We start from the raw sequence: 19037 nt of genomic DNA on the forward strand, positions 1-19037 counted from the left end.
CTTACATTTTTGTTATGCCTTTAGTTGATGCCACCATTTGTCGCCATACCAAAATTCCAGCCAAAGCATCTTCCAACGTCTGAGTATTGTGTTTTTCTTCGCCTGCTGTGAGGCTAACAATGGTATTTGCGCACATTGTTCCTCCTTGCACTTGTCCTTCCACTAACTTTGAGCAGCTCTGGATATATTCAAATGTGACTCTTTCTATTTCTTCCTCACACTGTAATTTAAGTTGAGCGATCTTTGGACGGATGATAGCCAGTACGGTCCCGCCATATTCAAGCGCCTCTTCCTTTGTGGGGATTTTTCCTTTATGAATAACGCTATTCCTAAAACCTGTATCCTTACTGGATAAGAGTTGCGGCAACTCACCAAACTCGCTCGCCCAAAGAAACAGAAAAGCACCGAGTTGCCGTTCGGATTGGTTAGAAACCTGTTTCCATACAATTGAGAAAACATCGTTTTCAATGTTTCTCTTTTTACAGAGAACTTTTATACAAAACTCATAAAAGCGCTCCAAGCTTGACGTAAACGACGATACAGCTTCTCGGTAATAGCCATCCAAAATTGCGTTTGCACCGATATCAAAAAGGATTTCGAATTTCTGCTGTTGCAATACGGTTACCGACTTATGTCCACGTGTACAACATGTTTCGTATCGCCCGTCATCGCGAAATTCAAACGTAGTTAATTCATTTGTAGGATGGCCAAGCTCTTGGAAACATGCCATGCATGGCATTAATAATTTCATTAATCTGTCCTTAGTTATCATGACATAGAGCAAAGAGGTGAAGTGCCCAGAATTTTGCCATTATTATATGTTTTTTAGGCATTTCTTGAGGATAAACGTCGTTGTTTTTCCATAAACTGTCGTCAAAATTATCGTCATAATATCTCTGATGAGATTTTTATTGTATAGCATCATAGATAGATGACCTATTCCATGCTCATTAGATACACATGGAATAGGCGGGCCGCCGGGGCGTTACTTTTTCACCACCAGGCCCACGCCGCGGCCGCGCGGATCGGACGCGGTTTCCGGCGTGCGGCCATCGATGCGGATGACCTGAATATCCCCCATGTTCCAGCCCTGGTCTTCGAGGGTGTAGCCCATGGCCTTCAGCTCGTCCGCCGGTTTGCCGGTCAGCGGCGCAAAGCTGTCATAGTAGACGGTGTCCTTCGGCAACAGCTGATGATGTACGCGCTGGGCGGCCACCGCCTGCGCAAGCGGCAGGTGGTAATCGTAGAGGTTGTTGATCACCTGGAAGATCGAGGTGAAGATGCGCGAACCGCCTGGGGTGCCGATCACCAGGGTGACGTCGCCGTCGCGGGTGATGATGGTCGGGCTCATCGAGGAGAGCATGCGTTTGCCTGGCTCGATGGCGTTGGCGTCGCTGCCCACCACGCCGAAAGCATTGGCGACGCCGGGTTTGGCGCTGAAGTCGTCCATCTCGTCGTTAAGCAGGAAGCCGGCGTCCTTGACCACCACGCCGCTGCCGAAGTCCCAGTTCAGCGTATAGGTATTGCTGACCGCGTTGCCGGCGGCATCGACGATCGAAAAGTGGGTGGTTTGGTGGCTTTCCAGCCCCGGCCGCACCCGTTCGGTCGGCGAGATCGCCGTCGGGTTGATCTCGGCGGCGCGTTTTTGCAGGTAATCAGGGGCGATCAGCTGCGCTTCCGGCACGTTAGTGAAATCCGGGTCGCCGAGGTAGTCGGCGCGATCGGCGAACACGCGTTTTTCGATTTCCGCCAACAGGTGGATATAGCGCGCCGAGTTGAGCGGCACGCCCTTGAAGTCGGCCGCGCGATCTTCTTTTATCCCCAGCAGCTGCGCCAACGCAATGCCGCCGGAGCTGGGCAGCGGGGCGGTATACACGGTGTTGCCGCGCCAGCTGATGCGCATCGGTTCACGCCATTTCACCCGATAGTCGGCCAAATCCGCCGCGCCGATCAGCCCGTTGTCGCGCTGCATTTGCGCCACCAGCAGGCGGGCGGTCTCGCCGTGATAAAAATCGTCGGCGCCCGATTTGGCGATGCGCTCAAGGGTGGCGGCCAGCTCCGGCTGTTTGAACACCGTGCCGGGCTTCATGGCGCCGAAATAGTCGCCGAAGTTGGTTTTACCGGCGAACAGCTTGTTGGCGTCTTCACGGTACTGATACTGCTGATCCGCTACGGTGAAACCTTGCCGGGCGTAGCCGATCGCCGGCGTCAGCAGTTCGGCCCACGGCAGCTTGCCGAATCGCTTGTGGGCTTCCCACAACCCCAGCACGGTGCCCGGCACGCCGGCGGCGCGGCTGCCCACCAGGCTGAGATTTTCGAACACTTCGCCTTTCTCGTTCAGATACATGGTCTTGCTGGCGGCCTTGGGCGCCACTTCGCGGTAGTCGAGAAAATAGGGCTTGCCGTCGACATACAGCGTCATAAAGCCGCCGCCGCCGATATTGCCGGCTTCAGGGTAGGTCACCGCGAGGGTAAAGGCGGTGGCGACCGCCGCGTCGACCGCGTTGCCGCCGGCCTGCAGAATGTGCGCGGCGACCTTGGCGCCATACTGATCCGGGGCGGCGACCGCGCCGGCGGTCAGATCGGCGGCAAAGGCGGCGGGAACGGTGCAGGCAAGGGCCACGCTCAGAGCTATCGTTTTCAATAAACCGGCAGACATAGAAGATCCTTTTAGCGATGTTCAGTTATCAGGTGAATTCAACTAATTATTTTGAAACAGCAGGTTAGCGCGTTTTCTTCGGGTTGTTGCGACGCTTTATTGAAGGTAGCAGCGGTCAGGCGGGGCCGCCTGACCAGAGTAGCAAATCGTGACGTGACGCGTTATGCGCCGGCGGGCAGCGCCGACTGCAGCCATTGGCAGAAGTGACGGGCGAGCGGATTGTGTTCGCTGTCGCGGTGCAGCAGCCACGCCCAGTTGGCGCCGCGCACGCGTTGCTCGGTTAACGGCTGCAGCAGCCCGACGTCGCGCGCGTGTTGCGCCAGCAGTTGGCTGACCAACGCGATGCCGAGGCCGTTGCAGGCGGCGTCCAGCAGCAGACCAGGATCGGAGAAGTTCAGCCCGCTGTCGCGTTGGCCGACGTGCGCGCCGCCCGCCGCCGTCCAGTGGCTCCAGTCCATCTCGCGTTCGCCGTGCAAGGTCACGCGCTGCTCCGGCGCCAACGCCAGCAGGCTGGGGTGGCAGGCGGGATAGAGCCGGTCGGTACAGAGAACGTTAAAGGTGCAGTCCGCCTGCGCGCTGAGATCGATGCTGTCCGTCGCCATATCCGGCGGTTCAAAGCTGGTGAACAGCCACAGATCGATCTGCGGATGTCGCTGGTTGAAATCGCCCAGCCGCGGCGCGAGCCAGTGGCGGGCAAAGGCCGGGGTGGTATTGACGATCAGCTGGTTGGGTTTGCGGTACTGATCCAAACGGCGAATGCCGACGGCCAACTGTTGCAGCATCACCTGTGCGGTGCTGAACAGATCGTGGCCGGCGTCGGTCAGCGTTACGCTGCGGCCGGTGCGGAAGAACAGCGGCTGTTCCAAAAACGCCTCGAGGCTGCGGATCTGTTGGCTGATGGCCGACTGGGTCAGGTGCAATTCTTCGGCGGCCTGATGAAAACTGCCCAAGCGCGCCGCCGCTTCGAAACCGCGCAGTGCGCTCAAAGGGGGCCAGTGTTTTAACATTATCGATAAGCCTGTCTAATCAGATATCCACTAAATATATCGTTTGTCGCGGTGGCAGGGGAAGACTAGCATGGGATTCAAGTGCCGGAGAGTGAAAAATTCGGTTAACCATTTGAATTTAAATTAATTAAAAGAGGTCGTTTATGTCATCGCGTCGCACCTTCATCAAGCAGCTTTCGGCGGTGGCCGGCGTCGGCTTGACGGCATCGTTGGGCTTTCCATTACGCGGTCACGCAGAAGCTGCGCTTAATCCGGCCTGGCGGATGCCCGACGAAGGGGAACCTCAGCTGCGGGCGTTTCTCGCCTTCGGCGCCCAGAAGGCCATCTGGGGCGGGTTCACGGCGGACGTGCAGGCAGCGCAGGGGCGCATCGCCCGCGCCATCGCCGAGTTTCAGCCGCTGACGGTATTTTGCCGCGCGCACGAACGGCAGCTGGCGGAGGCCACCTGCGGCAGTCAGAACGTCAGCTATGTCGTCACCGAGCTGGATGACATCTGGATGCGTGACATTGGCGCCAATTTCGTCATCAACGACGCCGGTGCGCTGGGCGCGGTGGATTTCAACTTCAACGGCTGGGGCGATAAGCAGCGGCATGCCAGGGATGCGCGTCTGGCGGCGTTCGCCGCCAAAAAATACGGCGTCGCTCAGCCGCGCCGCAGCGCGCTGGTGGGGGAAGGCGGCGGCATTGAGGTGGATGGGCGCGGCACCGGCATCATGACCGAGAGCAGTTGGGTGAATGCAAACCGTAATCCAGGCTGGAACCGCGATCGGGTGGAGCAGGAGCTGAAGGCGATGCTCGGCCTGCGCAAAATTATCTGGCTGCCGGGCATTAAAGGCCGGGACATCACCGATGCGCACGTCGATTTTTATGCCCGTTTCGTGCGGCCGGGCGTGGTGGTGGCCAACCTGGACACCGATCCGGCCTCTTATGATCATGCGGTTACCCAGGCGCATCTGGCGATCCTCAAGGCAGCGACCGACGCCGACGGCCGCAAGCTGCAGGTGCATACGCTTTCGCCGCCGCTGGCGCCGCGCGACAGTCGTTTCAGCCGCCACAATCCCGATTTTGCGGCGGGCTACATCAACTATTTCGTGATCAACGGCGCGGTGATCGCCCCTGAGTTTGGCGATCCGCAGGCGGATAAAGCGGCGTTTGAGCTGCTGACGGCGCTCTATCCGCAGCGCAAGGTGGTGCAGTTGGAGATCGACGCCATCGCGGCCGGCGGCGGCGGCATTCACTGCGTGACCAGCCAGCTGCCGGTGCATGGCAAACCAGAGCAGTGAATGTTCAAAAAATGCGCGCACGGTTGTTTGTCGCCATAGGCTGTGGTTGGCTGAGTGGAAACATAAGGAGGCCATCATGAACGACTTATCCTTGAGCATTCCCACCTGGTATCGCGATCCGCACGCAGAGCAGGCCATGGCCGAAGGCCATGCGCCTATCTGGCGGCATCTGCTAACTCTGGTGCCGGAACACGAACTGTCCGGCGTCAGGGTGCTGGACTTCGGCTGCAATCAGGGCGGTTTTCTGCGTCTGTTGCACCAAATCCGGCCATTTCGTGAAGGGCTCGGCGTCGATATCGCCCGCCAGTCCGTCGAACACGCCAATCGCCTGAAAGGAAACCTGCCGATCGGTTATCAAACCGACACGCGGCTGACAGGCTGGGATGACCATTTCGATATCGCCTTCAGCCATGAAGTCATCTACCTGATCGAAGATATCGCGCAGCATGCCGCCGATATGCTGCGGGCGCTGAAACCAGGCGGCGTTTACTATGCGGTGACCGGTTGCCACACCGACAACCCGCTGTGGCCGCAATGGCGCGCAAGGGTCGCTGAACAGACGCATACCGTGGTGCAGGATCGCTCGCTGGACGACTATGCGCGCATTTTCTCCGGCGCGGGGTTCCAGGTCTCTGCCCGCAGGCTGGGTTTCTCCGGCTTCGTGCCCTATGAACCGGACGGTTGGATGCCGAATATCGCGGCGGCGATCGACTACTATTGGCACACCAAAACGGTGTTCAGATTGGCGAAGCCGTAAAAAGCCGTAGGTACGCGAGGCTGTTGGCGTAGGCGCCTGCGCGATGATGAAACATGGGCAGACTGCCATCCTGAATATCATGGGGGGAGCTATTGCTTTTATCTCACTGTGTTGCTCTAAAAAATCCTGGTATTTGTGATGAGGCAGGTAGGCGGGGGATTTTCCATGGATCTTGTCCACCTATCCAATATGTGGACAACCTGTGATATTCTTTCGTCCCTGACCCCATTCAATGTGGAACATCACGATGAGTAATGACGCGGATAATAGCGGCTCACAGGTGATTGCCCGGGCCGCCACCCTGCTGCGGGCGCTGGAAACTCAACCGAAGGGCATGACCATCTCTCAATTGTCCCGGGAAACGGGGCTGCCGCGCACCACCGTACACCGTTTGGTCACCTCGCTTGAATCGCAACAGCTGCTCATCATGGGCAGCGGCGGCGTTCAATTAGGGCCGGCGCTCGCCCGCCTGGCGGCTTCCGCGCATACGGATGTGATCACCCTTGCAAAACCGGCGATGGAAACGCTGGGCCGCCGCACGCGTGAAACCGTCGATTTGTGCGTTTACCGCGGCAGCCACGCGGTATCGGTAGGCCAGTTTGTTTCCGATCAGGAACTTCGCGTCGTATCAGCCGTTGGCACCGCCTTTCCGTGTCACTGCACGGCGCATGGCAAAGCCATTCTGGCCGAGCTGCCTGACGAAAAGATTGCGGATCTGCTTGGCGGCCAGCCGGATGTCAGAACGGATAATACCCTCAGAACCGTCTCATCCGTACTGGAGGACATTCGGGAAACCAGGATCCGTCGTTACGCCATCGATCGCGAAGAGCACGCTCGCGGCGTCTGTGGCGTCGGCGTTTATCTCAATATCGGCGTCAACGAGCTTTACGCCATATCCATTGCGGTTCCGGCCATGCGCTTCGAGGAAAAGTTTGACCATCTGCTCGGTTCGCTGATGCAGTGCAAAGCGGAAATCGAGGCGATGCTGGCATAACAAGCCGGGGCGTTTGGCCCGGCAGGCGCTAAACGCCGCATGGGCAAGCATGCCTCGCCCCCGGCGCTGCGTTGGCGAGGGGAAGGCGGCAGTCAGCTGTTGCCGAACCGGGCATAAATTTCAGGCAGGAAACGGCCGAGCGAAGAAAACTCCGTCATATCGTGGACGGCCATTTCATAAGCAAAGCCTTCCAGCGACGCTTTCGTCATCCCCGCTTTTGTGATGTATTCGCGGGAGCGTTTTCCGCCGTCCGGGAACTTATCGAATCTATCCCAGGATTCATGCGTGCCGATCCAGTAACGGTTGACCATTTCCATCCCTTGCGGCGTGTCGCGACCCAGATGAATCATCAACACCAGCGGCGTTGATTGCGCATCATAAGGCGTGATGATGCCGCTGGCGTTAAAGGTAAAGCGATGCTTTTTGAGCAACTCGCTCTCGACGCCGAAGCTTTCCGGCGCATTAAAATGGATAACGCCGTCAAGATAGTTATCGCCAATGTACTCGGTAATGTGGTTCGGGTTGCCGTACAGCCGCTCAGCGTAGGACAGACGGGTATCCGCCAGACGCTTGGGATCGACAACCGAGTTGTGGATATGAGCATGCGGGAACCACAGATAATAGCGTTCGCTCTCGATCGGGTGCCAGCAGAACCACCACTTGAACATCTCCGTGGTCACGCCCGGAAAAATATGGCGGCTTTGCGCATAGGCGCAGGGGCCGCCATCCTCAACGACGGCGTAACCCGATACCGGAAACTCGTCAAAACGTTCCAATAGGGTTTTCAGGCTCGCTTTCGTGGGTTGAAGGATGTGTTCTTTTGCCAACGGCCCCTGTTCCAGCGCGCGGATCATCTCTACGGGCGCATCCAGATTGCTGTCGAAGAACTCGGCGTAGGGCTTGCCCTGAATGCCTTTCTCATTGATCTTCAAGCGTTTCTGCATCGGCACCTGATAGTAGGAAATCAATGACTTATCGAGCGATGCGCCTGCATCAGTAAACGCGCCTTTCCGCGCCGCCGCCGGTAGGGCGGATGATGGCGCCGCCATGGCGGAAGACAGCAGGGATTGAGAAAGCAAGGCGCCGCCAGCCAACAGCGGAATGCGCTTGATGATATTACGACGTGAAATTTCTTTACTCATGAGATCCTCACTTAGGTTGTCGCCGACTTGACGGCAGCGAGATGTGGTGTGGTTGATATTGATTCTGAATTATCCGCATGATGGATTATTCATCCGAATAATGGTTATTATTCTGTTGCCGGATGTGGGCGATGTCAACGCTCATTGAGTGACAAAGCGCATGGATTGCCAAAAAGCGCCTGCCAGCCATTGCAGGTAATAACTGGAGGGTTGCCGACGTTGGCAGGGTAGGATTGACATTCGGTTTACAGTTTGCGCGTTGACATGTTGGGCAGAAGCCTCAAGAATACCGTCCGAATTGTGGATGTTATATCCATATATCGGATATTTCAGTGAGGCACTCTATGCATGAATTAAGAAAAATGGCGGCGTTTACGCTCTTGGCCGTGGCCTGTCTGACGATCATGGTCGGTTGCGTGATCGTTCCCGGTTTGACGGAGATCGCGAGCCAGTTGGGCACGCCTTCCGCAGCCAGTTGGCTGGTCACCGTGCCGTCGTTGGGCGTGGTGATATTTGGCCCCTTTGCCGGACGTTTTATTGACAAGGCGGGCGCTTACGCGGCGCTCAGCTGGGGGCTGTTGTTGTATGGCCTGCTTGGGGCGGGGGGGCTGTTGCTTCGCGGCTTTTGGCCGGTGATGCTCGACCGCCTGCTGCTTGGCGGCGCCACGGCGATCGTGATGTCAGCCGGCACCGGTCTGATTTCTGCTTTTTACAGTGGGCAGGCGCGCTTGAAAATGATCGCTTCGCAAGGCATGTCGATCGAGCTGGGCGGCGTCATCTTTCTGTTTATCGGCGGACTGTTGGCGACGCTCGGCTGGCGCTGGCCCTTCCTGTTGTATCTTGTCGCCTGGGTGTTGCTGGCGATGCAGTTGCTGTTTGTGCCCAAACCCCAGTCCGATGTGGGCGAATCAGACAACGTTCAGCGCGGTGATGCCATTTCCACCGGCGCCGGCAGATTAACCGCGGTCTATTTTTCCGCTGTGCTTTCCATGATCTGCTTCTTCACCGGGATCATTGTCATCCCGCAGCATTTCCACCACATGAATATCGGGGCGGCGCAAACGGGATACTTCCTGTCGTTTATCTCGCTTATCGCCGTTTTTGCCGCCGCGCTGATGCCCAGGTTGGTGGCTTTACTCAGAGACAACGGCGCGCTTGGCGCGGCGTTTGTCTGTTATGCCGCAGCGCATCTGCTCTTCGCCTCTGCGCACGGCACTGCGGCATTTGTTGCCGGCGGCATTCTGATGGGATGCGGGTTCGGCTTCTCGGTGCCGTTGGTTAATCATATGACCGTAGAACAAAGCTCCCCCCGCACCCGGGGGCGAAATCTGGCCTATTTATCGATGGCGATTTTCTCCGGCCAGTTCTTGTCATCCTTTATGGCGTTCATTCCCGGCAGTTCATCCGCCGTTTTCCTGGGAGCGGCGGGTATCAGCATCGCCACGGTTTTGGCGCTGACGCTTGCGCGCAGATTAGGGTAAACCCACCGCGCTGCGCGTTTTCCAGCCCGAAAAGATTTTACGCAATCCTTACGCAACCCTTTCAGAAGCGCATTGCGGCATTCGATATATTGAGAATAGTCATTCTCAATAGGATCGTATTGCAATGCAGAGGAAAACGCTTTTAGCGCTGTCGCTGTTGCTGGCCGGCTGCGATGGGCAAAACGCCGGCGCGCCGACGGGCGCAGGCGGTGAACGGGAGGTCGGCGTGGTCACGCTGCGCGGCCAGTCGGTGACCCTGAGCAGCGAGCTGACCGGCCGGGTCAACGCCACCATGACCTCCGACGTGAGGCCGCAGGTCGACGGCATCATCAAGCAGCGGCTGTTTACCGAAGGGGCCGAGGTGAAAGCCGGGCAGGTATTGTATCAAATTGATCCCGCCAGCTATCAGGCCAGCTACGATCAGGCCGCCGCCCAGCTGAAAAACGCCCAGGCCACGGTGCAATCCACCCGGCTCAAATCGCAGCGCTATGCGGCGCTGGTGAAAGAAAACGGCGTTTCCAAACAGGACGCAGACGACGCCAAAGCCGCGTATCTGCAGGCCGTGGCGTCGGTGGCGCAGTATCAGGCGGCGCTGGAGACGGCGCGCATCAATCTCGGCTATACCCAGGTGCGTGCGCCCATCGCCGGGCGCATCGGCATCTCATCCGTGACGCCGGGCGCGCTGGTCACCGCCAGCCAGACCGATGCGTTGGCCACCATCCGCGCGTTGGATCCGATCTATGTCGATCTGACCCAGTCCAGCGCCCAGATGCTTAAGCTGCGACGCCAGCAGGCGGCGTTACAGCGCGGCGCGGTCACGCCGGTCGCCATCAAGCTGGAGGATGGCACGTCTTATGCCCACGCCGGCAAGCTGGAGCTGACCGAGGTGGCGGTGGATGAGGCCACCGGTTCGGTCACGCTGCGCGCGGTGTTCCCCAACCCCGAACATGAACTGTTGCCCGGCATGTATGTCCACGCCACGGTGGATAACGGCGTCGATCCCAAAGCCATTCTGGCGCCGCAGCAGGGCATCACCCGCAACGCCAAGGGCGAAGCCACCGCGTTGGTGGTGGACGAGCAAAATAAAGTGGCGCAGCGCACCGTCACCGCCGAACGGGTGGTGGGAAGCAACTGGCTGATCGGCAGCGGGTTGAACGAGGGCGATCGCCTGATCGTCGAAGGAACCAGCAAGGTGACGATCGGCGCGGCGGTGAAGCCGGTCGCCGTCTCGCTCGACAAAGCCCAACGCGGGGAGCAGTGATATGGCGCAGTTCTTTATCCGCCGCCCGGTGTTCGCCTGGGTGATCGCCATCATCATCATGCTGTGCGGCCTGATGTCGATCAATTCGTTGCCCATCTCGCAGTACCCGGACGTGTCACCGCCGCAGATTTCCATCTCCGCCACTTATCCGGGCGCGGACGCGGAAACGCTGGAAAACAGCGTCACCCAGGTGATAGAGCAGCAGCTCACCGGGCTGGATGGCCTGCTGTATTTCTCTTCGACCAGCAGCTCCAGCGGCTCGGTCAGCATCGACGTCACCTTTGATCAGGGCACCGATCCGGATATCGCGCAGGTGCAGGTGCAAAACAAAGTTCAGCAGGCGGAAAGCCGCTTGCCGAGCGCGGTCACCGCCCAAGGCGTGACGGTCAAGAAATCCCAGAGCAGCTTTCTGCTGATCGTCGGGCTGTATGACGAGACCGACAAGGCGACGATGGCCGACATTTCCGACTATCTGGTCAGCAACCTGCAGGATCCGCTGTCGCGCATCGAAGGCGTAGGGGACGTGCAGGTATTCGGCTCGGAATACGCGATGCGCATCTGGCTGGATCCGACCAGGCTGGCGAGCTATGCGCTGATGCCTTCCGACGTGCAGACGGCGATCGAGGCGCAAAACACCCAGGTGTCCGCCGGCAAGGTAGGCGATCTGCCAGCCGCCGCCGACCAGCAGCTGACCGCCACGGTGAAGGCGCAGTCCCGGCTGCAAACGCCGGAACAGTTCCGCAATATCATCCTGAAAAGCGACAGCAGCGGGGCGCTGGTGCGGCTGGGCGACGTGGCGCGGGTTGAACTGGGCAACGAAGACTACTCCGCCAGCGCGCACCTCAACGGCCACCCGGCGGCGGGGATCGCAGTCAAGCTGGCGGCGGGCGCCAACGCCCTGAGCACCGCCAAGCTGGTAAAGGCCAAGGTGGCGGAATATCAAAGCGCGATGCCGCAGGGTTATAAGGTGGCCTACCCGAAAGACAGCACCGACTTCATCAACATCTCGATCGAGGAGGTGGTGAAAACGCTGTTCGAAGCGGTGGTCCTGGTAGTGGTGGTGATGTTCGTGTTCCTGCAAAACCTGCGCACCACGCTGATCCCGACCATCACCGTGCCGGTGGTGTTGCTGGGCACCTTCGGCGTGCTGGCGGCGTTCGGCTACTCGATCAATACCCTGACGCTGTTCGGCATGGTATTGGCGATCGGGCTGTTGGTGGACGACGCCATCGTGGTGGTGGAAAACGTCGAACGCGTGATGCGTGAAGATAAGCTGCCGCCGCGCGAGGCGACGGAGAAATCGATGCGCGAGATCACCGGCGCGCTGGTCGGCATCGCGCTGGTGCTGTCGGCGGTGTTTCTGCCGATGGCGTTCTTCGGTGGTTCCACCGGGGTGATCTACCGCCAGTTCTCGATCACCGTCGTCTCCTCGATGGTGCTGTCGGTGGTGCTGGCGTTGACGCTGGCGCCGGCGCTGTGCGCCACATTGCTGAAATCGACGCATAAAGAACAGACCGACAAAGGGCTGCTGGGTAAATTCAACCGCGGTTATAACCGGCTGCAGGAGAAGTACGCCGACAAGGTCGGCGGGGTGATCCACCGGCCGACGCGCTATCTGCTGCTGTACGGCCTGCTGCTGATCGCCACCGCCGTGATGTATCTGCGTTTGCCGACCGGTTTCCTGCCCAATGAGGATCAGGGTTCGGTGATGGTGCAGTACACCTTGCCGGCCGGCGCCACCAATGCCCGCACCTCGGCGGTGAGCGAGGCGGTCACCGCCTATTTCCTCGAGCAGGAAAAGGCCAACGTCAGCACTATTTTCACCATCAACGGCTTCGGTTTCAGCGGCAGCGGGCAAAACGCCGGCATGGCGTTCGTCAGCCTCAAAGACTGGAGCCAACGCGGCGGCAGTGAAAACACCGCCGACGCCATCGCCAAGCGCGCCATGGCGCATTTCGCCTCGCTGCGCGACGCCCAGGTGTTCTCCATGAGCCCGCCAGCGATCGACGGCTTCGGCCAGTCCGACGGCTTCACCTTCGAACTGCAGGCCAAAGGGGCGACCACCCGCGCCGAGCTGCAGGCGATGCGCGATCAGATCGTCGCCGCCGCCGCCGGCAATCCGTCGCTGTTGGCGGTGCGCGCCAACACCTTGCCGGACACGCCGCAGCTGCAGGTGGAGATCGACAGCGGCAAACTGCAGGCGCTCGGCCTGAGCGCCGGCGACGTCAACAGCACGCTCAGCAGCGCGTTCGGCAGCACCTACGTCAACGACTTTATCGATCGCAACCGGGTGAAAAAAGTCTATATGCAGGGCGACGTAGCGTATCGCGCCAAGCCGGAAGATCTCGACAAATGGTTTGTGCGCGGCACCAACGCGGCGGGCGACAGCAGCATGACGCCATTCTCCGCCTTTGCTTCCTCACACTGGATCTACGGCCCGGAAAACCTGTCGCGCTATAACGGGCTGTCGTCGTTCGAGATCACCGGGCAGGGCGCCGCCGGCGTCAGTTCCGGCACGGCGATGAGCGAGATGGAGAAACTGGCGGCGAAGTTCTCCGCCGGCAGCAGCTATTCCTGGAGCGGGCTCTCCTATCAGGAGCGGCTGACCAGCGGCCAGGCATCGTCGCTGTACGCCATTTCGCTCATCGTGGTGTTCCTGTGCCTGGCGGCGCTGTATGAGAGCTGGTCGATTCCGTTTGCGGTGATGTTGGTGGTGCCGATGGGCATCGTCGGTTCGCTGCTTGCGATCACGCTGCGCGGGCTGGAGAACGATATCTACTTCCAGGTGGCGCTGCTGACCATCGTCGGTTTGTCGGCAAAAAACGCCATTCTGATCGTCGAGTTCGCCGAGGAAATGCACCAGCGCGGTGAAACGCTGATTGGCGCGGCGGTTCACGCGGCGCGCATGCGCCTGCGGCCGATCCTGATGACCTCGCTGGCGTTTACCGCCGGGGTGCTGCCGCTGGCGGTATCCAGCGGCGCCGGCGCCAACAGCCGCATCGCCATCGGTACCGGCATTATCGGCGGCACTCTTACCGCCACCGCATTGGCGATCTTTTTCGTCCCGCTGTTTTATGTGCTGGTGCGCCGCATGTTTACCCGTCGGCCCGCCAACTCGCCGTCGCAGGCAGGAGAATAACGTGTTGCAACGAGTCATGATGTTAACTTTACCGCTGCTGCTGAGCGGGTGTCTGTCGCTGGATCCGCACTACCAGCGCCCGGCGGCGCCGGTGCCCGCCAACCTGCCGCAGGGCGAGGCCGCCGGCAAGCAGGCGTTGAGCTACCCGGACGTCGCCTGGCGCGACTATGTGCAGGACGCCAGGCTGCGCCAGGTGGTGGCGATGGGGCTGAGCAGCAGCCGCGATCTGCGCGAGGCGATCGCCAATATCGCCTCGGCGCGCGCGCTGTACGGTGAGCAGCGGGCAGCGCTGTTGCCGACGATCAACGCCACCGCAGACGGCAGTCGCGGGCGTTCGCTGACCGGCAACGGCAATGCCACCGCCATCAGCCAGAGTTACGAAGCGCAGGCCGGCGTCAGCGCCTTTGAGCTGGATCTGTTCGGCAAAAACGCCAGCCTGTCGCGGGCGGCGTTCGAAACCTATCTGGCGAACTCGGAGGCGGCGAAAAGCACCCGCCTGACGTTGATCGCCGACATCGTCACCGACTGGGTGGCGGTGGCGGCCGAGCGCAGCAATCTGGCGGTGGCGCAGCAGACGATGGAAAGCGCCAAACGGTCGCTGGAGGTGACGCGCAAAAACCAGCAGCACGGCATCTCGTCGCTGGTCGACGTGGCGTCGGCGGAGACCGTTTATCAACAGGCGCGATCGGACGCCGCCAGCTATGCGACCGGCGCCGCGCAGGCGAAAAACGCGCTGGATTTAGCGGTGGGGCAAAGCGTGCCGGAAAACCTGCTGCCCGGCGGCATCGACGCGTTGGGCGGGATCATGCGCGACCTGCCGGCCGGGGTTTCTTCGCAGGTGCTGCTGACGCGGCCGGACGTACTGCAGGCGGAGCATAACCTGAAATCCGCCAACGCCAATATCGGCTCGGCGCGGGCGGCGTTCTTCCCGTCGATCAGCCTGACCGCCAGCGGCGGGGTGGGCAGCGGTGAACTCTCGTCGCTGTTCAGCCACGGCGCGGGCGTTTGGTCATTCGCCCCGAGCATCAGCCTGCCGATTTTCAGCGGCGGCTATAACACGTCGCAACTGAACTACAGCAAAGCGCAGAGAGAGCTGTATGTCGCCACCTATGAGAAAGCGGTGCAGACGGCATTTCAGGAAACCGCCGACGCGCTGGCGCGCAAAGCCACGCTGCGGGAACAGCTGGCGGCGCAAACCGGCTATGTGGCGGCGGCGCAGCAATATTATCGTCTGGCCGAACTGCGCTACCGCCAGGGTGTGGACAGCTATCTGACCGTGCTGGACGCGCAGCGCACGCTGTATACGGCGCAGCAGTCGCTGATCGCCGCGCAGCAGACGGCGTACGACAATCAGGCGACCCTGTATAAAGTGTTGGGCGGCGGGGTTGCCGCCGAGCGCCAGGGGGATGGCGTCATCGCCGACAAGACGACGCTCAGCCGCTAACCTTCGACCGCGCGCGCCGAGCGTTTGGCTGCGCGCGTTTTTTATGGAAAGTGTAAAGAAACGGAAAACCCGCGCGGCGGCCCGAACTCGCCGCGGCGGGCAGAGTCAGACAGATAATTGCACTCACTTTTTCTTCATATCGGCTCGAGGTCGTCATGGCAGAAGACATTCAGCAACAGGTCATCGCGCTTATCGCCGCCTTCAACGCATCAGGGCGGCTGCAGAAGGGCGTGGCCATCACCCCGGAAACCGAGATTAATACCGTGCTCAATCTGTCGTTCAGCGACTCCAACACGCTGATGCGCCGCTACTTCGACACCTTCGGCGTCGACAGCGGCAACTATAACCACGAGCTGTATTTCCAGCCGCCGAGCAATACCGGGCGCTGGTTTTCTCCCTCCGCCTGTAAAGAACACACTCGGCCGCTGTGCGTGTCTATGCTGGTGCGCTCCGCGCGCGCCAAACGCTGGCTGTACGACATCCATTTTCTGATCGAACAATTGCGCTAAGCCTGATGCAGCGCTTAATCCGCCTCGGCCGGAGGAAAACCGGCTTCGTCCAGCGCGGCGATGAAGGTATCGCTGTGCAACAGACTCTCGATGAGCACTTCCCGTTTGGCCGGCTCGGTTTGAATGCGAGCCTGCGGGTCAACGCTCAGCAGCGTCCGGGTGACGGATTTGGCGCAGCCGCCGCAGGTCATGGTTGGAATATGAAAACGAATCATTTTACTCTCCTCGTCGATTACGGTGTTTGATAACGGTAAAGCTTGCCAGCATGGCAGGGGCAAACTCTTTTTACGGCGATTCACGCAGCCGCCGTGGTTTCGGCTCGCGCATCAACCCGAAACGCGGCGTTTGGCGCGGTATGGCGGCGGTTTCCGGCTCCGCCAAATCGGCCAGAATAGGGCAGTCGGGGCGCGCATTGCCGCGGCAATGGCCGGCAAGGCGTTCCAGCGTTTGCGCCATCGACTGCAGTTCAGCAATCTTGGTTTTCAGCACCGCGATATGCGACAGCGCTACGGCTTTAACATCAGCGCTGGCGCGTTCGCGGTCATGCCACAGCAGCAGCAATGCAGATATCTGTTCAACGGAAAAACCCAGGTCGCGTGAACGCCGGATAAAACGCAGGCTATGCACCTCAGGCATACCGTAGTGGCGATATCCCGCATCGGAGCGAGCCGCTCTCGGGATCAGGCCTATTTGCTCGTAATAGCGAATCATCTTCGCCGAAACGCCGGATAATTTGGCGGCTTGTCCGATATTCATCCTGTCCTCCTGTTACGATGATGCCGATATCCCGGTGGGGTGCGCTGCTTCTGCCACCGCTGCAGCGCGGCTCTCGACGGCCATCGGCGCGTGAAAACGTTTTAGCCGCAGCGCATTGCCAAGAACGAAGACGCTGGAAAGCGCCATCGCGGCGGCGGCGAAGATCGGTGAAAGCAACGTGCCGTTCAACGGATAGAGCAGGCCCGCCGCCACCGGGATCAGTATGGCGTTGTAGGCGAAGGCCCAAAACAGGTTCTGCTGGATGTTGCGGATCGTCGCCTGGCTGAGCGCAATGGCGTTCGCTACGCCGCGCAGATCGCCCGACATCAACACCACGTCGGCCGCTTCTATCGCCACATCGGTGCCTGTGCCGATAGCCAACCCAACGTCCGCTTCCGCCAGCGCAGGCGCATCGTTGATGCCGTCGCCGACGAAGGCGACTTTCGCGCCGCTACTGCGGAAGGATTTCAACGCCGCCACCTTGCCCTCGGGGAGCACTTCGGCCGCGATTTCATCAATCCCCAGTTGCCGGGCGATCGCCGCCGCCGTTGCGGCGTTGTCGCCGGTGATCATCGCAACCTTGAGCCCGAGCGCATGCAATGCCGCGATGGCTTCCGGCGATGTTTCCTTAATCGGATCGGCAACGGCGATCACCGCAGCCAAACGGCCGTCGATGGCGGCATAAAGCGGGCTTTTCCCTTGGGCGCCGAGGCGTTCGGCGACGGGCCGAAAACTTGTCACATCAAGCCCGAGTTGTGTCATGAAGCGATCCGCGCCGACGGAAACCGCCCGGCCGCCGAGGTTGGCCGAGACGCCGAAACCCGGTACGGCATCAAAACTGTCGACGATGGCGAGCGTGAGATCACGCTGTTTTGCCGCCGCGACGATCGCTTCGGCGATGGGGTGTTCGGATCGCGTCTCGACCGCGGCGACCAGGGCCAACACCTCGTCATAGTCGAAGCCCTCTGCGGGTTCGAGGTCGGTCAGCTCCGGGCGGCCTTTGGTCAGCGTACCGGTTTTATCGAGAGCGATAACGCTGACATCGCGCAGCGCCTGCAGAGCCTCACCTTTGCGGAACAATACGCCCAGTTCGGCGGCGCGCCCGGTGCCGACCATGATCGAGGTTGGCGTCGCAAGACCCATGGCGCAAGGGCAGGCGATGATCAGCACAGCGACCGCATTGACCAGTGCGAACGTCAGCGCCGGGGTGGGGCCGAGAACCAGCCAGACCAGGAACGTCAGCGCCGCAGCGGCCATCACCGCAGGAACGAACCACATGGTAACCTTATCGACCAACGCCTGAATCGGCAGCTTGGAACCCTGCGCTTCTTCCACCAGTCGGATGATTTGCGCCAGGACGGTATTCGCGCCGACTTTTGTCGCCCGGAAACTGAACGCGCCGGTTTTGTTGATGGTGCCGCCGACCACGTCGGCCCCCACGATTTTCTCGACCGGCACCGGTTCACCGGTGATCATGCTTTCATCGACATAAGACGCGCCTTCGATGACCTCGCCATCCACCGCGATTTTCTCCCCCGGCCGGACGAACACCACATCGCCGGTAACCACCTGCTCGAGAGGGATTTCGACCGTTCCGCCATGCCGCTGGACGCGCGCGACCTTGGGTTGAAGGCCGACGAGCCGTTTGATGGCCTGCGAGGTGCGCCCCTTGGCGCGTGCCTCCAGCACGCGTCCGAGCAGGATCAGCGTGACGATGACGGCGGCGGCCTCGAAATAGACGTTGGCGGTGCCCTGCGGCAACACCTCGGGGGCGAAGGTGGCGACCAGCGAATAGCCGTAAGCCGCCGCCGTGCCGACCGCAACCAGCGAGTTCATATCGGGAGCGCCGCGCAGCAGCGCCGGAACGCCTTTGCGGAAGAAGCGCAGGCCGGGGCCAAATAAAACCAAGGTGGTGAGGACAAACTGGATATACCAGCTCGTCTGCGCGCCCAACACCTGCATGACCCACTCATGTATGGCGGGAATGAGGTGCGAGCCCATTTCCAACAGGAATACCGGCAGGGTAAACAGGGCGGCGCCGAACAGGGCGCGCCGCAACGCGCGCGCCTCGTTTTCGCGCTGTTCGGCGGCCTGGTCGTCCGCGCTGGCGCTATCCGCCGTCAAGCGACGAGACGTATAGCCGGCACGGGTGACGGCGGCTTCCAGATCGCCTGCGGATACGGTGCCTGCGAGATAGCGCACCCGCGCGCGTTCGGTCGCCAGGTTGACATTGGCCTCGATCACGCCGGCAACCTGGGCCAACGCTTTCTCCACCCGGCCGACACAGGAGGCGCAGGTCATGTTTTCGATCGCCAGTTCGACGGTTTCCTCTCGCACCGTATAGCCGGCGCCTTCAATAGCGCGAACGGCGGCCTGCGGATCGGCCTGTCCGTTGAACGTGATGTCGGCGCGTTCGGTCGCGAGATTGACCGTGGCCGCCTGTACGCCCTGAATCGCGCTCAAGGCACGCTCGACGCGCCCGACGCACGAGGCGCACGTCATGCCTGCAACCGGCAGGCTCAGACGCGCGGACGAAGGTTGAGGTAAGTGGGTATTGGATGCGTTCATGTTACGAGCCCTTAAAAGAGTAACGGGTATCAAAAGG

At 60.4% G+C, this 19037-nt stretch carries 15 protein-coding genes; 8 read left to right on the top strand and 7 right to left on the bottom strand.

Annotation, left to right across the window (positions count from 1 at the left end; genetic code table 11):
• Position 1: 1 nt before the first annotated feature.
• From ACJ8OK_RS05445 to ACJ8OK_RS05455, 3 genes are all read right to left on the bottom strand, one after another.
• A complete protein-coding gene (locus tag ACJ8OK_RS05445; RefSeq protein WP_050501251.1) occupies positions 2–751 on the bottom strand; it encodes a hypothetical protein in 750 nt (249 codons plus the stop codon).
• A 234-nt stretch (positions 752–985) separates the two neighbouring features.
• A complete protein-coding gene (gene ggt / locus ACJ8OK_RS05450) occupies positions 986–2659 on the bottom strand; it encodes a gamma-glutamyltransferase (protein WP_442530426.1) in 1674 nt (557 codons plus the stop codon).
• A gap of 161 nt (positions 2660–2820) precedes the next feature.
• Positions 2821–3666 carry a LysR family transcriptional regulator gene (locus ACJ8OK_RS05455; protein ID WP_442530427.1) on the bottom strand — a complete coding sequence of 282 codons (846 nt, stop codon included), beginning with the start codon at positions 3664–3666 and terminating at the stop codon, positions 2821–2823.
• Between the two features lie 143 nt (positions 3667–3809).
• Between ACJ8OK_RS05455 and ACJ8OK_RS05460 the strand changes: the two genes are divergently transcribed.
• The 3 genes from ACJ8OK_RS05460 to ACJ8OK_RS05470 all read left to right on the top strand — a co-directional run bounded on the left by ACJ8OK_RS05460 (position 3810) and on the right by ACJ8OK_RS05470 (position 6700).
• Positions 3810–4949 (top strand): agmatine deiminase family protein, encoded by a 1140-nt coding sequence (locus tag ACJ8OK_RS05460; protein ID WP_033633004.1) that lies wholly within the window; start codon positions 3810–3812, stop codon positions 4947–4949.
• Positions 4950–5025: 76 nt separating this feature from the next.
• On the top strand, positions 5026–5706 hold the full coding sequence (locus ACJ8OK_RS05465; RefSeq protein WP_033633005.1) for a class I SAM-dependent methyltransferase: 681 nt from the start codon (positions 5026–5028) through the stop codon (positions 5704–5706).
• 247 nt (positions 5707–5953) lie between these two features.
• Positions 5954–6700, top strand: a complete 747-nt coding sequence (locus tag ACJ8OK_RS05470; protein ID WP_004938000.1) for an IclR family transcriptional regulator — start codon at positions 5954–5956, stop codon at positions 6698–6700.
• A 92-nt stretch (positions 6701–6792) separates the two neighbouring features.
• Here the strand turns inward: ACJ8OK_RS05470 and ACJ8OK_RS05475 are convergent, their stop codons facing one another.
• Positions 6793–7842 carry a DAPG hydrolase family protein gene (locus ACJ8OK_RS05475; protein WP_442530428.1) on the bottom strand — a complete coding sequence of 350 codons (1050 nt, stop codon included), beginning with the start codon at positions 7840–7842 and terminating at the stop codon, positions 6793–6795.
• Positions 7843–8186: 344 nt separating this feature from the next.
• On the opposite strand from ACJ8OK_RS05475, the gene ACJ8OK_RS05480 reads away from it, so the two are divergent.
• The 5 genes from ACJ8OK_RS05480 (at position 8187) to ACJ8OK_RS05500 (ending at position 15676) form a co-directional block, all read left to right on the top strand.
• Positions 8187–9323, top strand: a complete 1137-nt coding sequence (locus ACJ8OK_RS05480; RefSeq protein ID WP_235363423.1) for an MFS transporter — start codon at positions 8187–8189, stop codon at positions 9321–9323.
• A gap of 124 nt (positions 9324–9447) precedes the next feature.
• Entirely contained in the window at positions 9448–10584 is a 1137-nt protein-coding gene (locus ACJ8OK_RS05485) for an efflux RND transporter periplasmic adaptor subunit (protein WP_442530429.1), read from the top strand.
• 1 nt (position 10585) lies between these two features.
• The gene (locus tag ACJ8OK_RS05490) at positions 10586–13723 is read left to right on the top strand and encodes an efflux RND transporter permease subunit (protein WP_084969794.1); all 3138 of its coding nucleotides are present in this window, start codon (positions 10586–10588) and stop codon (positions 13721–13723) included.
• 1 nt (position 13724) lies between these two features.
• The gene (locus ACJ8OK_RS05495) at positions 13725–15167 is read left to right on the top strand and encodes an efflux transporter outer membrane subunit (protein ID WP_060559684.1); all 1443 of its coding nucleotides are present in this window, start codon (positions 13725–13727) and stop codon (positions 15165–15167) included.
• Positions 15168–15322: 155 nt separating this feature from the next.
• Positions 15323–15676, top strand: a complete 354-nt coding sequence (locus ACJ8OK_RS05500) for a DUF1493 family protein (RefSeq protein WP_004937980.1) — start codon at positions 15323–15325, stop codon at positions 15674–15676.
• 14 nt (positions 15677–15690) lie between these two features.
• Here ACJ8OK_RS05500 and ACJ8OK_RS05505 read toward each other — a convergent pair whose 3' ends face one another.
• From ACJ8OK_RS05505 to ACJ8OK_RS05515, 3 genes are all read right to left on the bottom strand, one after another.
• Positions 15691–15891 carry a heavy-metal-associated domain-containing protein gene (locus ACJ8OK_RS05505; RefSeq protein WP_048323538.1) on the bottom strand — a complete coding sequence of 67 codons (201 nt, stop codon included), beginning with the start codon at positions 15889–15891 and terminating at the stop codon, positions 15691–15693.
• A gap of 70 nt (positions 15892–15961) precedes the next feature.
• Entirely contained in the window at positions 15962–16432 is a 471-nt protein-coding gene (cueR, locus tag ACJ8OK_RS05510) for a Cu(I)-responsive transcriptional regulator (protein ID WP_048323535.1), read from the bottom strand.
• Positions 16433–16444: 12 nt separating this feature from the next.
• Complete coding sequence (locus ACJ8OK_RS05515; protein ID WP_442530430.1) at positions 16445–19000, bottom strand: heavy metal translocating P-type ATPase; 2556 nt, start codon at positions 18998–19000, stop codon at positions 16445–16447.
• Positions 19001–19037: the final 37 nt, after the last annotated feature.

The organism is Serratia sp. CY71090 (assembly GCF_052166845.1).
GTDB lineage: Bacteria > Pseudomonadota > Gammaproteobacteria > Enterobacterales > Enterobacteriaceae > Serratia > Serratia nematodiphila.